At 73.6% G+C, this 20,858-nt stretch carries 13 protein-coding genes; 3 read left to right on the top strand and 10 right to left on the bottom strand.

Annotated elements, in window-relative coordinates; all coding sequences use genetic code 11:
- Nucleotides 1-160: 160 nt before the first annotated feature.
- Together LCD31_RS05330 and LCD31_RS05325 are read right to left on the bottom strand one after the other, a co-directional pair.
- Nucleotides 161-1,468, bottom strand: coding sequence for a hypothetical protein (locus LCD31_RS05330; RefSeq protein ID WP_224956336.1), 1,308 nt, complete (start codon nucleotides 1,466-1,468; stop codon nucleotides 161-163).
- 8 nt (nucleotides 1,469-1,476) lie between these two features.
- Nucleotides 1,477-3,246, bottom strand: a complete 1,770-nt coding sequence (locus LCD31_RS05325) for a hypothetical protein (protein ID WP_224956334.1) — start codon at nucleotides 3,244-3,246, stop codon at nucleotides 1,477-1,479.
- Between the two features lie 47 nt (nucleotides 3,247-3,293).
- Here LCD31_RS05325 and LCD31_RS05320 point away from each other — a divergent pair, with 47 nt between their 5' ends.
- Nucleotides 3,294-3,491, top strand: coding sequence for a hypothetical protein (locus tag LCD31_RS05320; protein WP_224956332.1), 198 nt, complete (start codon nucleotides 3,294-3,296; stop codon nucleotides 3,489-3,491).
- A gap of 28 nt (nucleotides 3,492-3,519) precedes the next feature.
- On the opposite strand, the gene LCD31_RS05315 is transcribed toward LCD31_RS05320, so the two are convergent.
- The 3 genes from LCD31_RS05315 to LCD31_RS05305 form a co-directional block, all read right to left on the bottom strand.
- Entirely contained in the window at nucleotides 3,520-4,419 is a 900-nt protein-coding gene (locus LCD31_RS05315) for a hypothetical protein (protein WP_224956331.1), read from the bottom strand.
- A gap of 100 nt (nucleotides 4,420-4,519) precedes the next feature.
- The gene (locus LCD31_RS05310) at nucleotides 4,520-5,200 is read right to left on the bottom strand and encodes a Crp/Fnr family transcriptional regulator (protein ID WP_224956330.1); all 681 of its coding nucleotides are present in this window, start codon (nucleotides 5,198-5,200) and stop codon (nucleotides 4,520-4,522) included.
- A gap of 166 nt (nucleotides 5,201-5,366) precedes the next feature.
- On the bottom strand, nucleotides 5,367-6,353 hold the full coding sequence (locus LCD31_RS05305; RefSeq protein ID WP_224956329.1) for an asparaginase: 987 nt from the start codon (nucleotides 6,351-6,353) through the stop codon (nucleotides 5,367-5,369).
- Between the two features lie 146 nt (nucleotides 6,354-6,499).
- Here LCD31_RS05305 and LCD31_RS05300 point away from each other — a divergent pair, with 146 nt between their 5' ends.
- Both LCD31_RS05300 and LCD31_RS05295 read left to right on the top strand, forming a co-directional pair.
- The gene (locus tag LCD31_RS05300; protein WP_224956328.1) at nucleotides 6,500-7,117 is read left to right on the top strand and encodes a transcriptional regulator; all 618 of its coding nucleotides are present in this window, start codon (nucleotides 6,500-6,502) and stop codon (nucleotides 7,115-7,117) included.
- A 2-nt stretch (nucleotides 7,118-7,119) separates the two neighbouring features.
- Nucleotides 7,120-8,250 carry a threonine synthase gene (locus LCD31_RS05295; RefSeq protein ID WP_224956327.1) on the top strand — a complete coding sequence of 377 codons (1,131 nt, stop codon included), beginning with the start codon at nucleotides 7,120-7,122 and terminating at the stop codon, nucleotides 8,248-8,250.
- A gap of 189 nt (nucleotides 8,251-8,439) precedes the next feature.
- Here LCD31_RS05295 and LCD31_RS05290 read toward each other — a convergent pair whose 3' ends face one another.
- The 5 genes from LCD31_RS05290 to asnB are packed head-to-tail and all read right to left on the bottom strand — an operon-like array spanning nucleotide 8,440 to nucleotide 20,843.
- Nucleotides 8,440-14,940 carry a non-ribosomal peptide synthetase gene (locus tag LCD31_RS05290; protein WP_224956326.1) on the bottom strand — a complete coding sequence of 2,167 codons (6,501 nt, stop codon included), beginning with the start codon at nucleotides 14,938-14,940 and terminating at the stop codon, nucleotides 8,440-8,442.
- Nucleotides 14,941-14,951: 11 nt separating this feature from the next.
- The gene (locus tag LCD31_RS05285) at nucleotides 14,952-16,124 is read right to left on the bottom strand and encodes a cytochrome P450 (protein WP_224956324.1); all 1,173 of its coding nucleotides are present in this window, start codon (nucleotides 16,122-16,124) and stop codon (nucleotides 14,952-14,954) included.
- Nucleotides 16,121-17,734 (bottom strand): (2,3-dihydroxybenzoyl)adenylate synthase, encoded by a 1,614-nt coding sequence (locus tag LCD31_RS05280; protein WP_224956323.1) that lies wholly within the window; start codon nucleotides 17,732-17,734, stop codon nucleotides 16,121-16,123. Before LCD31_RS05280 ends, LCD31_RS05285 begins: the two co-directional genes overlap by 4 nt.
- A 23-nt stretch (nucleotides 17,735-17,757) precedes the next feature.
- Nucleotides 17,758-18,975 (bottom strand): cytochrome P450, encoded by a 1,218-nt coding sequence (locus tag LCD31_RS05275; RefSeq protein ID WP_224956322.1) that lies wholly within the window; start codon nucleotides 18,973-18,975, stop codon nucleotides 17,758-17,760.
- Nucleotides 18,976-19,001: 26 nt separating this feature from the next.
- Nucleotides 19,002-20,843 carry an asparagine synthase (glutamine-hydrolyzing) gene (gene asnB / locus LCD31_RS05270; RefSeq protein WP_224956321.1) on the bottom strand — a complete coding sequence of 614 codons (1,842 nt, stop codon included), beginning with the start codon at nucleotides 20,841-20,843 and terminating at the stop codon, nucleotides 19,002-19,004.
- Nucleotides 20,844-20,858 lie beyond the last annotated feature (15 nt).

Raw genomic sequence — 20,858 nt, 5'->3', positions numbered from 1 at the left:
GGGGGGGCCCGGGGGCGGGGGGGGGCGGGGGCCGGGGGGGGCGCCCCCCCCGGGGCGGGGGGGCCCCCCCCCCCCCCCCGCGGGGGCGGCGGCGCCCCCCCCGGCCCGCCCCCCCCCCCCCCCCCCCCCCCCCCCCCCCCCCCCGCTGCTCCGTCGGCTCTCAGTGACCGGGCTCGGCCGCCGCCCGGTCCGAGCCGTCCGTCCCGGTCGCTGCTCCGCGGGACGTCTCGTCGTGTTCGTCGTCCACCACCACGTCCTCTTCGGCTTCCGCGACCACCTCGTCCGGAAGCGGGGGTGCCCCTCCGAGTTCGCCGGTTCCGCCCGGTTCGTGCGGTTCTCCGGAGTCGCCCTCCCCCGCCGGGGAGTCGAAACGCCTGCTGATCGTCGCTGCCTCGTCGGCGAAGCCCTGCTCCCGCAGGTGGTCGGCGACCTGGCGCGCGAGCAGCGCCCTTTCCGGCGAGTCCGGCAGCTCGCTCAGGAAGTCCAGCGCCCGCTCGTCCAGCGGGCGCTCGCGGTCTTCCTGCGCCGTGGCGCCGTTCCCGTTCTGCGCGACCGGCGCGGAGATCATCGCGGGCATCGGCGACGGCGGCCCGGCCATCTCGGCGGCGGCGAAGGCGAACCCTTCGTGGTCGAAACCGGCGAATCCCACCGGCTCCGGACCATCGTCCTCCCCGTTCGCGGTCCGGGTCAGCTGCCTCAGATCGGCGATCCGTCCGACCGCCTCGTCCACCCGCTTCTTCTCGTCGGTCCGCGGACCCGCCAACCACCACACGAGCGCGTTTCCTGTGCTGGTCAGGACTTCGCCACCCAAGTAGGAGCGGACGTTGCGCTCGTAGCTGCGCTCGTACTCCCAGACCTCTTCGTCCTTGCGCACCTCGGCCAACCGCTTGAGGCGATCCGCGTCCGCGTCCGCCAATCGCAGCACGACCTGGTCCGCCCACGCCTGCACCCGACCGGTGCGATCAACGCGCGGTGCCCCGAGCGAGCCCATGAGCTGGTACTGCGCGCGACTCGCGTCCTCCGGGCGGACCTCGGCGGCCATCCTCGTCACCTCGTCGAGGATCGCACCGGCGGCGAGAGCTCCGGGCTTGGTGTGCGGCAGACCGGATGCGCTGCCGCACGGCAGCCACCGGACCGTGCACGAGAACAGGAACCGGTAGTCGGCCCGCGCACTGCTCAGCACCACGTCGGTCACCGGGAAGGACTGCGGTTGCGGCGGTTCGGGCGGCCGGGGCGCGGGCGGCGGTTCGGTCCGGAAGTCCTCCGGTGGCACCCGAGTGCGCGTACCGCGGCGCAGCACCGACTCGGTGAGCACCACCCCGAACAGCGCTGGTGCCGCGAGGGACGAGGCCGCGAGCAGCAACCACACCCACAGCGGCCAGCCACCGACCAGGCCCAGCACCACCCACAAAGCCGCGACGAGCACCGAGACCACGCGGAGCCCGAGCTTCTGGTTGTCGTTCAACATGTTCTTCCCTAGCTGTAGAGCCGGTGTTCCTGAGCTCGGTCGAGACGGACGGCGAGCCGTCGCGCCACCTCCCGATCGCGAGCTCGTCGTTCGTTCCCGTGCTGGTGGGCCCAATCCCGGGCGACCACGTGCAACCGCGCCAGTACCGAGAGCCGACCTCGCGCCGCATCGACCAGGACGTCGAGGAAGAGGTCACCGTGGGGAGCCGTGCCCGCGGCATCGAGCCAGGCGCGGACGCTCGATCGCCAGACCGACTCGTCCAGCGGCAGGACGCGGTTCCAGCAGGTGGCGAGCTGTTCCCGAATGACCTTGCTGTGCAGTAGGACCCGCGAACCCGGCCCGCGCCCGCTCACCCGGTCCGCACGCGCCAGCAGGAGGAACAGCCCCGGGTCGGCGCGTCGCGGATTCTCGAGCCAGGTCACCATCCGCCACAGGAACCTGCGGTACAGGCGGTCGCTGCTCGTCAGGTCGCGCACCGCGCTGCGAGCCGTATCCGCTACGTCACGCGCAGGATGCCCGGCGAGCAACCGCAACCTGACCAGCGCTTGCTCCGGGTGTTCCTCGGCCATGACGTTCGCGCAGACCAGGACGAGCACCCGAGCGAGGTCCTCGGAGGGCTCGCCTCTGCTCGCGGCTTCGTAGATCTTGCGGCGGAGTTCGCCGGCTCCTCCGAGAGACCTGTCGTCCTGGAGGCCGTACCCCAACGCGCTCGCCGCCCACCTCACGGCGGACCGATGGCGAGTTCCCCTTCCCCCGCCCGCCGTCCACCGTTCTGCCAACACCCATAGATCGAGCGTCCGACCGGTCCGGCACGCCTGCACCGCGAACCGCGCCACCATCCGGTCCTGGTCGGCATCCGTGAGCTCATCCATCGCCAGGCAGGTACCGACCCAGTCCCGGAAATGTTCGCGCAACTCCGGGAAATTGCTCCAGAAGTACTCGCGCACCGCCTCGGCGTAACGGGGTGATTCGAACTTGATCGCTCGTCTGTTCTCGACTCCGGCTGCGATGTTCTTCAGCGCGTCACCGAGACCGGCACGTTCGAGCACGAAACCGTCGTCCTGCGGGTACCCCAGTCCCGTCTGCAAGGCGTGTCGGGCGACGTGCGCGGAGTCGGGATGCGCGCCTTCCACCATCGACGCGGCCAGCAGCGTGGTCCGCTGCCCGAGCGTGTAGTTCTTGACCTGTCCGGCGACCTTGGACACGTATTCGGCGACCGTCTCCGTCGCCGACTTCGCCCACTGCGCGAAACCCGCTTCCGGATTCCGCTCCTCGGCCTGCACGATTCGAGCCACGAGACGTTCCAGCCCGCGCATCGGTTCACTCGCCCGGCTTTCGCCGAGTGCGTCGAGCTCGTGCACGTTCTCCGGGATGTTCTCCGCGAGGAGATGACTCCGGATCACCGCTGATCCGTCCGGTCGCTCGATCACGACCCGGGGGTTGGTGACCTCGTCCCCGAGCAGCTGCTCGAAATCCACCGGGAGGACGACGACCAGTGCGGCGCCCTCGCGTTCGACCGCCGCGCGGAAGGTGTCCAGATCGCGCCGCAACGGCTCGACGTTCTCCCCCGTTTCGGCGGACAGGTCGAGCAGCAGCCGTTCTCCCCGCTGGACCGACTCCGCGTCCAGCGGACGCTCGTCGACGTCCTCCTCGTTGTCGAAGGTGAGACGCCGGAATCCGGCTTCGTTGTCCGGAAAGCGCAGCCACAGCAGCATCTCGGCGGTGCTCTGCCTGCCGCTGCCGTCCGCACCGCTGATGAAGACGGTGCCGTTCCGCACGAGCGCGTCCTGGGCCGCTTCGAACTTCCGCGGTGGGACGAAGCCGCTTGCTCAAGTACTCCCGCCGCCACGCCGAATGGCTCAGCGGTCGTGCGCGCTTCCGGCGCTCCCGGCCCTGCGACTCCGAGATGAGCACGACGCCGACGTCGCCGCTGATCAAGAAGCCGGAGCCCGAATTCACCTGCGGACGCGAGCCCGCGACGACCGTCTCGACGTTCCCGTCGAGCTGGTCCACCCCGACGTAGTCCGGCGCCCCGCGCTGCTCGTCGACGCTCACCGGTCTCCCTTGTCGACCCGGTGCTGCACCCCACCGTTGCTGGTGCCGAACACGGCGACACCGTCGCCTTCGTTGCGCGCATCGTTGATCTGGTGGCCCGATCCGGTGTTCACCCGGGCGTCAGGTCCTACGACGACGTGGCCGACCGCCCCGTGCGCCTGTGCGATCCCGGTGTAGGTCGGACCGGCCCCTCCTCCGCCGGCACGGGGCTTCTCGTCCGCGCCGTCCGCCTCCGGGGGCCGCGGCGCCGAGAACCCGTTGCGCAGCAGGTCACCGGAAGGCTTGGGCACCCGCAGGTAGGCCTGCCCGCGGTAGGTCTTCACCTCGACCTCCACCGGCACGTACAGACCGGGATCCTCCCCGGTGTAGCCGGGCTCGACCACGTCGTCGTGCACTCGACCCGAGACGATCGCGGCTACGCACGTCGTCGCGTTGGATCTGGTCAGGAGGTCCCGGACGGACCGGTCGTCGAGGATGCGGTGTGCTTCGATCCGGGTGTTCCCGCTGCCGTCGCTGATCGCGTTCCGCCCGGAATCCGTCATCGGCCCGACGGTCAAGCTCACGCGCATCCGCATCGGCCGGTCTCCCGGGCGCACCCGGTTCTGGTACTCGAGCTCCGCCTGGAGATCGGCCAGGAACGGGTCGAGCAGGGTCGGGAGGTGGTGCGGGTCGAAACCCGCGAAGTAGCCGTCCCCGGTGGTCCCGTGGAAACGCGCGGAGCGCCACACCTCGTCGAGCCCGCGCCGGCGGAAGGCCTGTTCGAGGATCAGCGGGATCTGCTCCGTGATGCGGGCGTGGTCACTTCCCTTCTCGCCGCTGAAGTCCTTCATGTCGACCACGAGGAGTGCGCGGTACGGCGGCAGTTCTGCGATCCGTTGCTGCTGGTGCGGTTCCACGTGTTGCCCCTTCACTGCGTTCGTGCGATCACCGCAAGGGTCGGACGCGCGGTGGCGGTGGACTGTCCGCCAGCGGACAGCCCACCGGTGAGGTGCGCCACTAGGACGGCGGCACTGCGCCCGCCTGCGCGGCCAGCGCGTGCTCGTCGTCGACCACGAGGCGCGGTCCCGGCCCCAGCGCGCCGGACGAACGCAGCACCGCGATCTGCTCGGCGACGGTGCTGCGCGCCATGCCCAACGCCTGGGCGAGAGCTTCTTGCGAGAAGGGGATCCGCGCGCGGTCCGGCTGTCGCGCGTCGGCCAGGGAATGGACTTCGAAGCACAACCGGGCCACTCGCTGCAACGGTCCGAAGTGGAACTGCTGGACCTGGTAGGGCACCGTTTCCGACAGCTTCCCCACCAGGTAGTCGCTGAGCAGGCCGTGCGCCCCGTGGTCGTGGAGGAACCGGTCGAACTCGGCGCGCTTCAGCACGCACGAGGTGCACGCGTCCAGGGCCTGGACCGAAGCCATCCGGCGGGAATTCCGCCGTGCCGCCATCTCCCCGACCAGATCTCCGGCACCGCGGAGCGACAACAACACCTGGGAGCCGTCCAGTCCCGCCAGGACCTTGACCCGCCCGCTGATCAAGGCGAAGAGGTGCCCGCCCCGATCGTTCTGGCGCAGCAGGTACTCCCCGGCGCGGTGGTCGCGCCGTACCCCGGAGCCGACCAGGGCCGCCCAGCGCCGATCGCCCAGCAACGCGCGGAAACCGGCCGGAAGATGATTCGCATCGTGGTGCACAGCAGAGTCCGTACCGGCCGTGCGGGGAGAACGCGATCGGTTTCGTTGATCAACGCCCGAACGGAGCAAGGCGCTGGCCCCGACAGGTGAGCCCGGCGCGAAGCGCGGAACCCGCGCACCGGCCCGGCTCGACCTCGCTCCTCCGCCGCGTCCCCGAAGAGTTTCCTCACCCGAGCGCGGTGGCCACCGGCTCTGCCAGGAGCGTGAGTTCTCCGGCCAGGTCGGTGTGGAGCCAGGTGGGGAGGTCGGCCGCGGGGAGGTCCTGGCTGAGCAGGAAGCAGAGCTTGGTGTAGGCGGCTTCGAAGGTCATGTCGGCCGCGCCGATCGCCCCGGCGTCGAGCAGGGCGCGCCCGGCCGCGTACCGCTCCAGGTCGATCCGGGACCGCTGCGACTGGCTGAGCACGACCACGGGCGTGCCACCGGAGTTCAGGTCCTCGATCACCCGCGTGAAGCCCGGCTCGCCGCTCGGGCCCACTCCCAGCCCGTACCCGCGGAGGAGCACCGCGTCCGGCGCGGGGCTGGTCAGGTGCCGGAACCGCTCGGCGGTCATGCCGGGCACCGCGGTGACCACGGCGATGTCGTGGCGCCGGTAGGGGGCGAGCGGGACGCCGAGGTCGGGTGCCGGGCGTTCGGCGGCGGAAGCCGGGTGCGGGCTGGTGAAGCCGTGCCGGTCCAGCGCGGAGCTCTTCGTCGCGCGGGTGCCCGCGATGAGCTCGCCGTCGAAGAACACCGCGCGCCCGATCGCCGCGTCGGCCACCGCTTCCACCGCGCCGCGCACGTTGTCCGGCGCGTCCGAACCCGGCATGCCGAACGGCACCTGGGCCCCGGTGAACACGACGGGTTTCCCGAACCCGGCCAGCGCGTAGGAGGCGGCGGCCGCGGAGTGCGCGAGGGTGTCGGTGCCGTGCAGCACCACGAACGCGTCGTGCTCGTGGCGGTGCGCGCGGAGCCGGTCGACGATCCGCTGCCAGTCTTCCGGGGTGGCGTCGGACGAGTCGATCAGGTGCTCGAAGCGGACGAACGCGGTGGTGAGGTCCGGCCGGTCCCGCAGCAGCGACGCGATCTCCGCTTCGACGTCGCCGCCCGGTTCGAGGCCGCGCGGGGTGCCGACCATGCCGATCGTGCCGCCGGTGTACAGGAACAGCACGTTCATTCGGGACGTCCTCCTCGCCGCGGTGGGACCGCGTCCTCGTGCCGCGGCCGTCCCGGACGGTAATCCAGCCGTGGACGTGCGGTCCAATTCTGGACAACGCCGTCCAACCGTGCCAGGGTTCCGGCACGGCGACACCGGAGGGGACCGTGGGCGACGACTCCGACGAACACCTGCTCCGCGAGGCGGGGCGGATCGCCACCGCGCTGGGCAGGATGTTCCCCGGGCTGTGCGAGGTCGTGCTGCACGACCTGCGCGATCCGTCGCACCCGGCCCGGGTGGTCGAGAACGGGTCGCCCGGGCGCGAGGTCGGCGACCCCGCCGCGGAACTCGCGCGGCTCAGCGACCCCGGTCAGCCGGGCGTGCTGCAGAACCGGCCGAGCCGGTTCCCCGACGGGCGTCCGGCGAAGAGCACCTCGATCGGCATCGAGAACGCCGCGGGCCGCCGGATCGCCGCGCTGCGGGTGGACCTGGACGTCTCGGTGCTCTCGCCGGTGGCGCTGGCGCTGTCCAACCTGGTCGCCACGGACGCCGGCGAATCCCCGGAACCGCAGGCGCACGCGCGGGACCGCGACGCCCTGCGCCGGGCCGTCGAACGCGCCGCGGCGGAGCGCGCGGCCACGCCGCGGGCGCTGCCCAGAGAGGCGAAGCGGGAGCTGGTGCGGCGGCTGCGCGCGGACGGCCACTTCGCCTCGCACGACGCCGCGCGGACCATCGCCGACCTGCTCGGGGTGTCCCGGGCGACCGTCTACAACTACGCGAGGTGACGGTGGGCGACGAACCGCACCTGGTCGACCGTTCCGGGCGCCGCTACCGGATCGACGAACCGCGCTGGCGCGGGGACGACGGGTCCCCGCTGCTGGTGGCGCCGCTGCCGGGCATCGGGCGGGAGCAGGTCGACACCGGCGTCGGCTCGCAGTGGCGCTACGCGGCCGCGCTCGCGCAACCGCACCTCGCACCGGTCAGCCTCGGCGAGGGGCGGACTCCGCTGCTGCCGCGGCGCTTCGCGGGGCTGGACGTCGCGGTGAAGGTCGAGGCGAGCAACCCGACGGCCAGCTTCAAGGACCGCGGCGTCTCGGTCCTGATCAGCACGGTGCGGGCGCAGGGCGTGCGCGCGGTGCTGGCGGACTCCAGCGGGAACGGCGGTTCCTCGGTCGCCGCCTACTGCGCGGCGGCGGGCATCGACGCGCGGATCCTCGCCCCGGACTCCACGTCACCGGACAAGGTGCTGCAGAGCCGCGTCCACGGCGCCACCGTCGACCTGGTCCCCGGCGGCAGGCAGCGCACCGCGGACGAGGCGGTGCGCCGTTCCGCGCGGCGGTGCTACGCCGGCCACAACTGGCATCCCGCGTTCCTGGACGGGATCAAGCTGATCGCCTACGAGATCTGGGAGGACCTCGGGTTCCGGGCGCCCACCGCGGTCGTCGTCCCGGCGGGCGCGGGCAGCCTGGTGCTGGGTTGCGCCGCGGGATTCGCCGAACTGCGGCGGGCCGGGCAGATCGACCGGGTGCCGCGGCTGCTGGTCGCGCAGCCGGAGCGGTGCAGCCCGCTGGTGCGCGCCTTCGCCGCCGGGGCGGATCACGTCGAGGACGCCGACTGGCCGGGCACGATCGCCGAGGGCACCGCGATCGCCCGGCCGGTCCGCGACCGGGAGGTGCTGCGCGCGCTCCGGGACAGCGGCGGAGCGGCCACCGCCGTGCCGGAGCGGGAACTGCGCCCGGCGACCCTCGAACTCGCCGGGACCGGCCTGTACGCCGAGCCGACCAGCGCCCAAGTGGTACCGGCCATCGCGCGCTTCGACCGGGACGGGCTGCTCGGCCCGGACGACACCGTCGTCGCGGTGCTGACCGGTTCCGGCCTCAAGGCGAGCGCCGCGATGGCCCGGCTGCTGGACGAATAGTCCCGCAGCGGCTGACGGCTACCAGAGCAACCGGACCACCCGCGGGTTCTCAGCGGTTCCCTCGCGAGGACGGCGATGTCGTCGTGCTACATCGGAAATCGCGGCCACACCGGGAAAACGGGCGGCGAGGGAACCGCCCGAGGTTCCGCCACCCCGGTGCTGCGCAACCGGAGGAGAGCTCAGCGGCGGTCAGATGGCTCCTTCCACGACCTCCTCGGCGCCGAGTTCCGCCACGTGCTCGGCGAGCGATCGGACGGTGGGGGTGATGAACAGCTGCGCCAGCTCCAGCTCCACGTCCAGCTCGCGGCGGGCCAGCTCGATGAACCGGATCGCCTGCACGCTGTCCCCGCCGAGACCGAAGAAGTTGGCGTCCCTGCTGGTCACCGGGGTGCGCAGCAGTTCGCTCCACGCCGCGGCCACCGCCTGCTCCACCGGGCCCGCCGGGGGTTCGGCGACGCCGTCGTCGGCCGCCGCCAGCTCGGCGATCCGTGCCCGGTCGAGCTTGCCGTTCGCGGTCGTCGGGACCTCGTCGAGCAGCAGCACCTGGTCCGGCAGCATGTGCACCGGCAGCCGGTCCGCGCACCAGGCCCGGATCTCGGCCGGGTCCGGTACCACCTCGCCGGGCAGCACCCCCACGACGACGCGCCGCGAGGAGCCGTCGCCCGCCGTCGCCGCCAGCGCGCGGGAGGCGGCCGGGTGCTCGGCCACCACGGATTCGACCTCGCCGAGCTCCACCCGGTAGCCGCGCACCTTCACCTGGTCGTCGCGGCGCCCCAGGAACTCCAGCAGCCCGCCGGGCCGGTAGCGGCCGAGGTCACCGGTGCGGTACCAGCGGTGCTCGCCGTCGTCGAGGAACTTCGCGGCGGTGAGCTCCGGGGAGCCCCGATAGCCGCGCGCGACCCCGGTGCCGCCGATCCACAACTCGCCCGGCACCCACTCCGGCCGGTCTCGGCCGAGCTCGTCGACGACGCGGAACCGCTGGTTGCGCAACGGGAAACCGTACGGGATCGACCGCCACTCCGGGTCCACTCCGGACACTTCGAAGGCGTTCGACCAGATGGCGGCCTCGGTGGCCCCGCCGAGCGCGACCAGGTCCGCGCCCGGCACCGCGGCGCGCAGCCGGTCCGGCAGGTCGAGCCCCACCCAGTCCCCGGACAGCAGCGCGAGCCGCAGCGCGGCGGGTGTCGGAGCACCGCCGTCGACCGCGTCGAGCAGCATGTCCAACAGCATCGGCACCGAGTTCCACACCGTCACCCCGTGCCGGGCCGCCGATTCCGCCCACCGCCGGGGCGCGCGGCGCTCGTCCTCGGCGATCGACACCACCGCTCCCCCGGCGCCGAGCAGCCCGAACAGGTCGAACACCGACAGGTCGAACTCCAGCGCCGACACCGCCAGCACCCGGTCCCGCGAATCGATCCCGAAGCGCCGCACCACGTCCTCGACGGTGTTCGCCGCCGCCCGGTGGGTGATCTCCACGCCCTTCGGTTCCCCGGTGGATCCGGAGGTGAAGATGACGTACGCGAGCGATTCCGGGTCCACCGCCACCGGTTCCGCGAGCGGACCGGCCGCGGCTTCGGCAACGGTGGCGGTGGGCACCGGGAGGTCCACCTCGTCCTCGACGATCGCGAGCGCCACACCCGCGGAACCGAGGATGCGGTCGCGGCGCACCGCGGGCTGGTCCACGCCGATCGGCACGTAGTGCGCGCCCGCGGCGAGCACGCCGAGCGCCGCGGCGATCTGGTCGACGCCCTTGGGCAGCGAGATCGCCACCGCCGCACCGGGTTCGACCCCGCGGTCGCGCAGCAGCGCGGCGATCCGCAGCGCGCGCTCCGCCAACGCACCCCTGGCGAGCTCGCCCTCGTCGCCGAGCACGGCCACCGCGGCAGGATCCTCGGTGGCACGGCGGAAGAACGGCGCGTGCAGCAGCGGCTCCCGCTCCGGCGCCGCGGTGTCGTTGACCCGTTCCCGCGCGGCGCGCTGCGCCGCGGGCAGCAGTTCCGGGACCCGATCCCGCCACGGCCGCCGCACCAGGTGCGCGAGCAGCCGGAGGTAGGCGTCGAACATCTCGTCCAGGACGTCCGCCGGGAACAGCTCCTCCACCGCGTCCCAGTTCAGGTCCACGCAGGTGCCGCCGGGGGTGCTGCGCTCGACCACCTGGTGGTCCAGCCACACCTGCGGGGTCTGGGTGATGCCCCAGACCTGCTCGCCGAACGGATCGCCGGGTTCGGTGCCCGCCGATACGCCGAGCGCGCTGGTGAACACCACCGGCATCGTGACCTCGGCGGCGCCGGTGCGCTTCGCGAGTTCGCGCAGCACCTGCACCGCTGACACGCTGCGGTGGTCCAGCGCCTGCCACAGCTCGCCCTGCACCCGCCGGGTGCGGTCCAGCCAGCTGTCCGCGGCCTCCGGCCGGCAGGCGACCAGCAGCAGCGAGGTGAAGTCGCCGAACACCCGCTGCACGTCGGGGTGCACTTCGCGGCGGTCGAACAGGGTGAGGTTCAGCGTCAGGTCCGGCCGGGCGCTCCACTGCCCGAGCACTTCGGCGAACGCGGTGAGCAGCACCGCCGACGGGGTGACGCCGTGCTCGGCGGAGCGCGCGGCGAGCACCGCCCAGTCCGCGGCGTCGATCGTCGCCGCGCGCCGGGTGAACCGGGGCCGCACGACCCGCGCCGGGTCCACCGCCAGCGGCAGCTCCGGTGCGGGCGGCAGCTCCGGGACCGCGCGCGCCCAGTGCTCGCGGGCCGCGGCGAGCTCCGCCGGGTCCGGTTCGGCACCGAGCACGTAGTCCCGGAACGACAGGCCGACCGGCGGCAGCTCCGCGTCCGGGTCGGCGTAGAGCGCGGCGAGCTCCGCGTAGAAGTGCAGGATGCTCAACGCGTCCAGCACCAGGTTGTCCATCCCGATCGCCAGCCGGGTGCGGTCCCCGGCGCGGCAGGCCGCGATGCCGAACAGCGGCCAGTGCGCGGAGTCGAAGACGTGGTGCGACCAGGTCTCGCGGAGTTCGGCGAACGCCCGCTCCGGGTCGTCGCCGGCGTCGGTGACCGCGATCCGGAACCGGCCGACCGAGGGCAGCACCCGCTGCTCGCCGCGCTCGTCGAAGACGGCGCGCAGCATCTCGTGCCGGGCGATGAGCCGGTTCGCGGCCTCCTCCAGCCGCGGGACGTCCAGGTCGGGGACGTCGTACTCGCGGTAGAAGTGGCAGCCGACGCCGCCGAGGGTGAAGCCGTCCGCGCGGCCCAGCCAGTACGCCAGCTGCACGTCGGTGGGCGGGAACGGTTCGAAGCGGGCCGCGGGGTCGGTGCGCACGGCGGGCGCGACGGATCCGCTCGACGCGGCGGCGGAACCCGCCACCTCAGCAGCGGATTCCCCCACCACCGCGGCGAAATCGGCTAGCACCGGGCTCTCGAACAGCGCCCCGAGCCCGGCACCGGCGAACCCGTCGGCGCGCAGCCGCGCCACCACCCTGGTCGCCAGCAGCGAATCTCCGCCGAGCGCGAAGAAGTCCTGCTCGCGGCCGACCTCCGCGACGTCGAGCACGTCGCGCCACGCCGCGGCCACGGCCGGCTCCACGGCGCCGCGCGGCGGGCTGATCCGCTCCGGTACGGCGGTGTCCTGCTCGGCGACGGCGGTGGCGACCGCGGCGCGGTCCAGCTTGCCGTTGGTGGTGAGCGGGAACGCGGGCAGCACCACGAGCAGGTCGGGCCGCATGTGCGCGGGCAGCCGTTCGGCGAGCGCGGCCCGCACCCGCTCCGGGTCGGCCGCGCCGGTGACCGCGGCGCCGAGCCTGCCGCCGGTGAGCACCGCGACCGCGCCGGTCACGCCCTCCGCCGCGGCCAGCGCCGCTTCGACCTCGCCGAGTTCGACGCGGTGGCCGCGGATCTTGACCTGGTGGTCGGCGCGGCCGAGGAACTCGATACCGCCGTCCGGCAGGTAGCGGGCGCGGTCGCCGGTGCGGTACCAGCGGACCCCGGCGTGCTCGACGAACCGGTCGGCGGTGCGCTCCGGGTCGTTCCGGTAGCCGCGGGCGACTCCCGCGCCGCCGATCCACAGCTCCCCGGGCACCTGGTCGGGGCAGTCCCGGCCGAGCGCGTCGACGACCCGGCAACTGACGCCGCGCAGCGGCTCGCCGTACGGGACGCAGCTCCAGCTCGCCGGGACCGCGTCGCCGACGACCTCCTGGACGGTGGAGTGGATGGCGGTCTCGGTGGTGCCGCCGAGCCCGGCGAAGCGGCAACCGGGGGCGCGGGCGGCGAGCCGGCCGGGCAGGTCGGTGCCGACCCGATCCCCGCCGAGCAACACCGCGCGCAGCGGCAGCGGCCGCTCGTCGCAGGCGGTGAGCAGCATGTCCAGCAGCGTCGGCACGCAGTTGAGCACCGTGACGCCGTGGCGGTGCACCGAGTCCAGCCAGCTCGTCGCGTCGCGCTGCGCGTCCTGCTCGACGCACACCACGGCACCGCCGACGCTCAACGGGGCGAAGACGTCGAACACGGAGAGGTCGAACTCGAAGCGGGACACGGCGAGGGTGCGGTCCCGCTCGTCGAGGCCGAAGCGCTCCACCAGGTCGCCGATGGTGTTCATCGCGGCCGCGTGGGTGATCTCCACGCCCTTCGGTTCCCCGGTGGAACCGGAGGTGTAGAGCACGTAGGCCAGGTCCCGCGGCGCGGTCGCGGCGGGTGCGGGCAGCGGTGCCGCGCCGTGCACCGGGAAGTCCGCGTCGACCACGATCCGGGCTCCGGCGGAGGCGAGCACCCGCTCCCGGCGCGCGGGCGGGTGGTCCACCGGCAGCGGCAGGTAGGCGGCGCCGGTGGCCAGAACGCCGAGCGCGGCGACGACCTGCTCCGGCCCCTTAGGCAGCGAGATCGCGACCAGTTCACCCGGCCCGGCGCCACGGGCGCGCAGCGCGCCCGCGAGGGTGAGCGCCCGCCCGGCCAGGTCGCCGTAGCTCAGCTCCCCGCCGCGGCCCCAGCGCAGCGCGATCGCGCCCGGGTCCTCGTGGGCGTGGCGGAAGAAATCGGTGTGCAGGCACCGGGGTTCCGGCGCGTCGCCGCCCGGCGCGCGGGCGGTGAGCTGCGCGTCCGGCGCGAGCCGCGGCGGCGGGGCGGTCCAGGCCGCGTCGTCGGCGAGCAGCCGGTCCAGCAGGTCCGAGTAGGCGGTGAACATCGCGTCGAGCACGCCGGGCGCGAACGCGTGCTCGCGGGCGTCCCAGTTCACCAGCAGGCCGCCGTCCAGTTCGGTGACCTGCGCGTCCAGCCACACCTGCGGCCCCTGCGAGATGATCCAGGACGCCTCGCCGAACGCGCGGCGCACCGCGTCGGGGAACAGCGGCCCGAGCCCGAGCGCGCTGGTGTAGACGACGGGCGCGAGCTGCTGCTCGCCGCGGGCGCGGGACAGGTCGCGGAGCACTTCGACGCCGGAGTGCCCGGCGTGCGCGGCGTCGGCGTGGAACCGCTCCTGCACCCGCCCGGCCCGCTCGGCGAACGTGCCGGGCGCGGCGCCGTCCCACTCCAGCAGCACCGAGGAGGTGAAGTCGCCGACGAGCCCGGCCACGTCGGGGTGCAGCGGTTCCCGGTCGAACAGCGGCAGGTTCAGCAGGAAACGGGGTTGCGCGCTCCACGCGGTGAGGGTTTCGGCGAACACGGCGGCCAGCGCCATCGCGGGCGTCAACCCGTGCCCGCGGGCCGCGGTCTCCCAGCGGGCCACCTCGTCGGGGCCGAGCAGCCGGTGCCGCCGCACGACGACGGTGGCGTCGTCGGCGGAGTCGCCCGCGGCGGGCAGTTCGGGCTGGCCGGGCAGTTCCGGCAGCCGGGTCCGCCAGTGCTCGCGGTCGGCGGCCGCGTCGGCGGCGCTGCGGCGGGCGGCGCGGTCGGCGAGGTAGCGGGGGTAGCCGTACGCCAGCGGTTCCGGCTCGCCCTCACCGAGGTAGTGGCGGGCGAGGTCGGCGAGCAGCACCCGGAGGCTCAGCGCGTCGGCGGCGATCATGTCGAGGTTGACGTGCACCCGGGTGCGTCCGCCGGGCAGCAGCGACAACCGCACGTCGAACACCTCGCCCGCGGTGATGTCGAGCCTGCGGTGCGAGAGTTCGGCGCGGATCAGCTCCAGCTCAGCTTCAGCATCCGAAATGGACAGACCGCGCAGGTCGTGCGTGGTGAGCCCGGGCCACGGGCTGGCAGGCAGGATCCGCTGGGTGCCGTCGTCGAGGATCCGCACCCGCAGCATGCCGTGCCTGCGCAGCACGGCGCGCACCGCGTCCTCCAGCCGGCGCGGGTCGACGCCGGGGCCGTCGAACTCGTCGTAGAAGTGCGCGGCGACGCCGCCGAGGCGCTGGCCGGGGCGCCTGCCGACCCAGTAGGCGTGCTGCATCAGCGCGAGCGGAAACGGCGCCCCTTCGTCCACATCGGACTCGACTCGCGCGGTTCCGGCCGCCATCGAGTCCACTTCGGACACTGCCGCGCCACCGCCGAGCAGCGCTCCCCAGGCCGCCAAGGTCGGTTCGGCCGCCAGGTCGCCGAACGAGACGGCGCGCCCGCGGCGGCGCAGTCCCGCGGCCAGCTGCATCATCGCGATCGAGTCCAGCCCGAGGGCGATCAGGTTCTCCGCGTCGGAGATCCCGTCGGCGGGCAGGTCCAGCAGTTCCGCCACTTCGGCGCGGAACGCCGCGAGGTCGGTCGGGTCGTGTGCGGGCACGGTCATGGCCCCTTTCCTCACCAGGTCACCGGCAACGTCTGCGGGCCGCGGAAGAACAGCCCGGTCTTCCAGCGCACCTCGCCCGCCGGGCGGAGCCGGGGCAGCCGCTCCGCCAGCGCCAGCACGCTCTCCTGCAGTTCGATCCGCGCCAGCGCGGCGCCGACGCAGTGGTGCACGCCGTGCCCGAACGCCAGGTGCCCGCGGGAATCGCGGTCCGGGTCGAGCACGTCGGGGTCCGGATAGCGCCCGGGGTCGCGGTCGGCGGCACCGATCGCCACCAGCACCGGCTCGCCGGCGCGCACCACCTGTCCACCGACGGCCACGTCCTCGCGGGCGTAGCGCGGCATCGCCGCGGCGGCGGCCATCGGCACGTAGCGCAGCAGCTCCTCCACCCAGGCGGCGGCGCGGCGGTCCCGGTCCGGGCCGTCGGCCAGCTCGACGAGACCGCCGGGCCGCTGGAGCAGCAGGTGCGCGAAGTTGGCCAGCTGCGAGGCGGTGGTCTCGTAGCCGCCGACGAGCAGCGCGATGCACAGCTGCTCCAGCTCCAGGTCGGAGAGCCGGTCCTGCTCGTCGCGCGCTTCGACGAGCCCCGACATCAGGTCGTCGGCGGGCCGGTCGCGGCGGGCCGCGATCAGCTCGGCCACGTAGGTCCGCAGCGCCCCGGTGCGTTCGACGATCTGCTCCGGCGGCAGCCCGTTGGTGGACAGCACCGCCTCGCTCCACCCCTGGAAGCGGTCCCGGTCCCGCGCCGGGACGCCGAGCAGTTCGCAGATGACGGCGATCGGCACCGGCAGCGCCAGCTCGGCCACCAGGTCGGCGGGCGCCGCCATCGCGTCGATGCGCTCGTGCAGCAGCTTCCGGATCCACGGGCGCAGCCGTTCTGCGCGGCGCGCGGTGAACGCCTTCGCGACGAGGGTGCGCACCCGGGTGTGCTCCGGCGGATCCATCGTCACGATGCCGACCGGGTTGTGCGGGGTGGTGCGCGGCGAATCCCGCTCCTGCGCCATCGCCCGGCTGAAGCGCGGGTCGGCGAACACGAACCGGGCCTCGTCGTGGCGGGTCACCAGCCAGGCGGGTTCGCCGAACGGCAGCTGCACGCGGACCGGTCCCGGCGTGCGCTGGGCGCGCCGGTAGGCGGGGGCGAGGTCGAGCCCTTCCGCCGCGTTGAACGGGTAGGTCTCCACGGTCACGGCCGCACCAGCCCTTCCGCCAGCGCCCGCCGGTCGACCTTGCCGAGGCCGGTGCGCGGGAAGGACTCCAGCACCCGCACCCGGTCCGGCAGCTTGAACGCGGCGACGCCGAGCCGCCGCAGGTGCTCCACCAGGTCGCGCCGGTTCGGCGGTTCGCCCGCGGCGAGCACGAACGCGCAGCTGCGCTCCCCCATCGCCTCGTCGGGGAAGCCGACGAGCGCCACGTCGTGCACCGCCGGGTGGGACAGCAGGTGGTTCTCCACCTCTTCGACGGGGATCTTGTCGCCGCCGCGGTTGATCACCTCCTTGCTGCGGCCCTCCACGACGAGGTGCCCGGTAGGCAGCCGCCGCACCAGGTCGCCGGTGCGGAAGAAGCCGTCGGCGGTGAACGAGCGCTCGTTGTGCGCCTCGGCGCGGAAGTAGCCGCGCAGCGTGTACGGACCGCGGACCAGCAGCTCGCCGACCTGGCCGTCGGGGACCGGGTCGCCGTCCTGGTCGCACACCAGCACCTCGTCATCTGCGGACAGCGGCCGGCCCTGGGTGCCGATGACCAGCTCGTCCGGGTCGTCGAGGCGGGTGAAGTTGAGCAGGCCCTCGGCCATCCCGTACACCTGCTGCAGCGCGCAGCCCAGCACCGACCGCACCCGGCGGGCGGGATCGTCCTTGAGCCGCGATCCACCGGCCTGCAGCAACCGCAGGCTGGACAGGTCCGGCCGGAACAGCTCGGCGGCGTCCAGCCACACCAGCACCAGCGGCGGCACCAGCGCGACCACCGTGACCCGTTCCCGCTCGATCAACGGGAACGCGGTCTCCGGGTCACCGCCGGGGCTGAGCACGACCGTCGCACCGACCGCGAACGCGCCCAGCAGACCGGGGCAGGCGAGCGCGAAGTTGTGCGCCGCGGGCAACGCCGCCAGGTACACCGATGCCGCGTCCAGCCCGGAGACCTCGGCGCTGGCGAGGGCGTTGTAGGCGTAGTCGTCGTGGGTGCGCGGGATCAGCTTCGGCAGTCCCGTGGTGCCGCCGGACAGCAGCAGCACCGCGACGTCCTCCGGCGCGGCGTCGTCGGCGCGGTCCCCCGGTTCGGCGGCGGTGAGCGCGTCGAACGGGGTGAACCGGCCCGGATCGCCGCCGACGACGAACACGTGCCGCACCGACGGGGCGCCCGCGGTGACGGCCTCGGCGAGCGGGAGGTGGTCGAACCCGCCGTGCTCGGCGGGGATCGCGTAGGCGACGGCACCGGCGAGCTCGGCCAGGTGCACCAGTTCGGTCTCCCGGTGCGGCGGCAGCGCGAGCACCGGCACCGCACCGGCGCGGGCGCAGCCGAACAGCAGCGCGGCGAACTCGGCGACGTTCGGCAGGTGCACCAGGACGCGGTCGCCCGGCGCGATGCCGTGCGCGCGGAGCCCGGCGGCGACCCGGTCGGCGACGTCGTCGAGCTCCCGGTAGTCCCATCGGCGGTCGCCGTCCACGAGCGCGGTGCGCTCCGGTGCGCGCCGCGCCGAGTCGCGCAGCAGGCCGCCGAGCGTGCGCCCGGCCCAGTACCCGGCTTCGCGGTAGCGGGCGGCGAAGTCGGCGGGCCAGCCGGTGGTTCCTTCGAGCGGAGCCATGATGTCTCGTTCCTCCAGCGGGGTCAGCGCAGCCGCAGCGGCAGGGTTTCCAGGCCGTGCATGGCGGTGCTGAACCGCCAGCGCAGCTCCTCCTCCGGCACGGCGAGCTCGACGTCGGTGAAGCGCGCCAGCAACCGGCCGAAGGCGATCTCGCCCTCCAGCCGGGCCAGCGGCGCCCCGAGGCAGTAGTGGATGCCGTGGCCGAAGGCCAGGTGCCCGCCCGGCTTGCGGGTGATGTCGAGCCGGTCCGCGTCGGCGAAGCGGGGTTCGCGGTTCGCCGACAGCCAGGAGGCCATCACGAAGTGCCCGGCGGGGATCTCCACCCCGCCCAGCTCGACCGGTTCGGTGGCGTAGCGCGGCGAGGACAGGTTGTTCGGCGTCTCGTACCGCAGGAACTCCTCCACCGCCCCGCCGAGCAGGTCCGGCCGGGAGCGCAGCAGCGCCAGCTGGTCCGGGTGGCGCAGCAGCGCCAGCATCCCGCTGCTGATCAGGTTCACCGTGGTCTCGAAACCGCCGGTCAGCAGCACGACGGCGGTGGAGATCAGCTCGTCCCGGGACAGCCGGTCGCCGTCCTCGCTCACGTGCACCAGCCGCGACAGCAGGTCCTCGCCGGGGTCAGCCCGCTTGGCCTCCACCAGATCACCGAGGTAGCCGGCCATCAGCTTGGACGCGGCCCCGACCTCCGCCGGGGTGGTCGCGGCGACCATGGTGCGGGACCAGTCGGTGAACCGGTCCCGGTCGGCGAACGGGATGCCGAGCAGCTCGCAGATCACCCGGATCGGCAGCGGGTAGGCGTAGTCGGCGAGCAGTTCCGCCTCCCCCGCGGCGGCCATCGCGTCCAGTAGCTCGTCGGTGATCTCCTCGATGCGGGGGCGCAGCGGGGCGACCGAGCGGGTGGTGAACACCGCGGAGACGAGCTTGCGCAGCCGGGTGTGGTCCGGCGGGTCCAGGTTGAGCAGGTTCTGCGCGAGCTCCGGGGCGAACAGGCTCTCCGCGTCCTCCCCGGCACCGGCCGCGGCCAGCCGCATCCGTTCCAGCCGGTCGTAGACGTGGTGGCTGCTCAGCCGCGGATCGGTCATCGCGGCGCGGGCCTCGGCGTGGCCGGTGACCAGCCACACCGGGAAACCGCCGGGCAGCACGACGAACCGCACCGGCGTCGTCTCGCGCAGCCGCGCGGTCACCTCGTGCGAGCGCTGCACGAAGTCCTCGTCCAGCACGAGCGGTTCCAGGAGGTCGGTCATGGCGGTTCCCCCGCTTTCGGTCGTGGTCATGCGAGTTCCAGTTCGGGCCGGTACAGGTCGGCCCAGTGGTAGAAGTCGAGGGCGCGTTCGAGCCCGGTGCGGACCTCCCCGGTGACGGTGGCCGGATCGCGTTCGGCGGTGCCGCGCAGCCAGTCCCGGTCGAAGACCTCGAACACGGCGTGGTCGGGTTCGGCGAGCACGTCGCGGGTCTGGCGCTGCAACTCCTCCGCGTACCGGGTGTCCTGAGTGGACGGGTAGGGGCTCTTCACCCGCCGCACCACGGATTCCGGCAGCAGGTCGGCGACGGCGCCGCGCAGCAGGCCCTTCTCCCGGCCGTCGTGGGTCTTCAGCGCCCACGGCGCGTTGTAGACGTACTCCACGAGGCGGTGATCGGCGAACGGGACGCGGACCTCCAGGCCCACGGCCATCGACATCCGGTCCTTGCGGTCCAGCATCGCCCGCACCAGGCGGGTGATGTGCAGGTGGCTGCTGGTGCGCATGCGTCGTTCGGCGGCGTCCTCGTGGTCGAGGTGCTCGACGCGGGCGACGGCGTCCGCGTACTGGTCGGCGACGTAGCCGCCGATGTCCAGCGCCTGCCGCAGTTCCGGCCGCAGCGGCCCGGTGCGGTCGGCGGTGTAGGTGTTCTGGAACGCCAGCCACGGGAAGGTGTCGGCGTCGCGCGCGGCCGGGTGGTGGAACCAGACGTAGCCGCCGAACAGCTCGTCGGCGAACTCGCCGGAGAGCGCGACGGTCGATTCCTCGCGGATCGCCTGGAACAGCAGGTACATCGAGCTGTCGATGTCGCCGAGCCCGATCGGCATGTCCCGCGCCGCCACCACCGCCCGCCGCAGCTCGGGCGTGCCGAGCAGCTTCGAGTCCAGCACCACGTCCCGGTGCCGGGAGCCGACGTGCGCGCTGACGTCGCGGATGAACGGCGAGTCCGGGGTCTCGCGGAACTCGTCGGGCCGGAAGTTCTCCTCGTAGCCCGCGAAGTCCACCGAGTAGGAGCGCACCGCCCGCCCCTGCCCGGCCAGGTGCCGGGCGGCGAGCGCGGTGATGGCGCTGGAGTCGAGGCCGCCGGACAGCAGCACGCACTGCGGCACGTCCGACACCAGCTGGCGGGGCACCACGTCGCCGAGCAGCTCGCGGACCCGGGCGATCGTGGTCTCCGCGTCGTCGGTGTGCGGCGCGGTCTCCAGCCGCCAGTAGGTGCGTTCCCGCATCCCGTCCCGGTCGACGGTGAGCACCGTGCCCGGTTCGACCTCGTGCAGGTCCTTCCACAGCGACCAGCCGGGGGCCTTGGTGAACCCGACGAGCTCACGGAGGCAGCCGGTGTCGACGCGGCGCGGGAACGCCGGGTTCGCCAGCACCGCCTTCGGTTCGGAGCCGAACAGCACTCCGTCGCGCGTGCGGTGGTAGTACAGCGGTTTCACGCCCATCCGGTCCCGCACCAGCACCAGCCGCTCGTGCCTGCCGTCCCAGATGGCGAAGGCGTACATGCCGTTGAGCCGTTCGGCGACGGACTCGCCCCACTCCAGGTAGCCGCGCAGCACCACCTCGGTGTCGGAGGCGGTGGCGAAGCGGTGGCCGCGGCCTGCCAGCTCCTCGCGCAGCTCGGTGAAGTCGTAGGTCTCGCCGGAGTACACCAGCACCACCGGCCCGCTCGGGGTCTCCACCCGCATCGGCTGGCGGCCGCCGGGCAGGTCGATGACGGCGAGCCTGCGGTGGCCGAGGGCGACCGGGCGGTCCAGCCACACGTCGCCGTCATCGGGTCCGCGGTCGGCGAGGGTGCGGGTCATGGCCTCCACGATGTCGCGGTGGGCCCGCAGGTCGTCGTCGAACGCCACCCAACCGGTGATGCCGCACATGGGTTCTTCCTTTCG

The organism is Saccharopolyspora sp. 6M (genome assembly GCF_020176775.1).
Classification (GTDB): Bacteria; Actinomycetota; Actinomycetes; order Mycobacteriales; family Pseudonocardiaceae; genus Saccharopolyspora_C; species Saccharopolyspora_C gregorii.
This window is presented reverse-complemented; position numbering and strand designations above follow the sequence as displayed.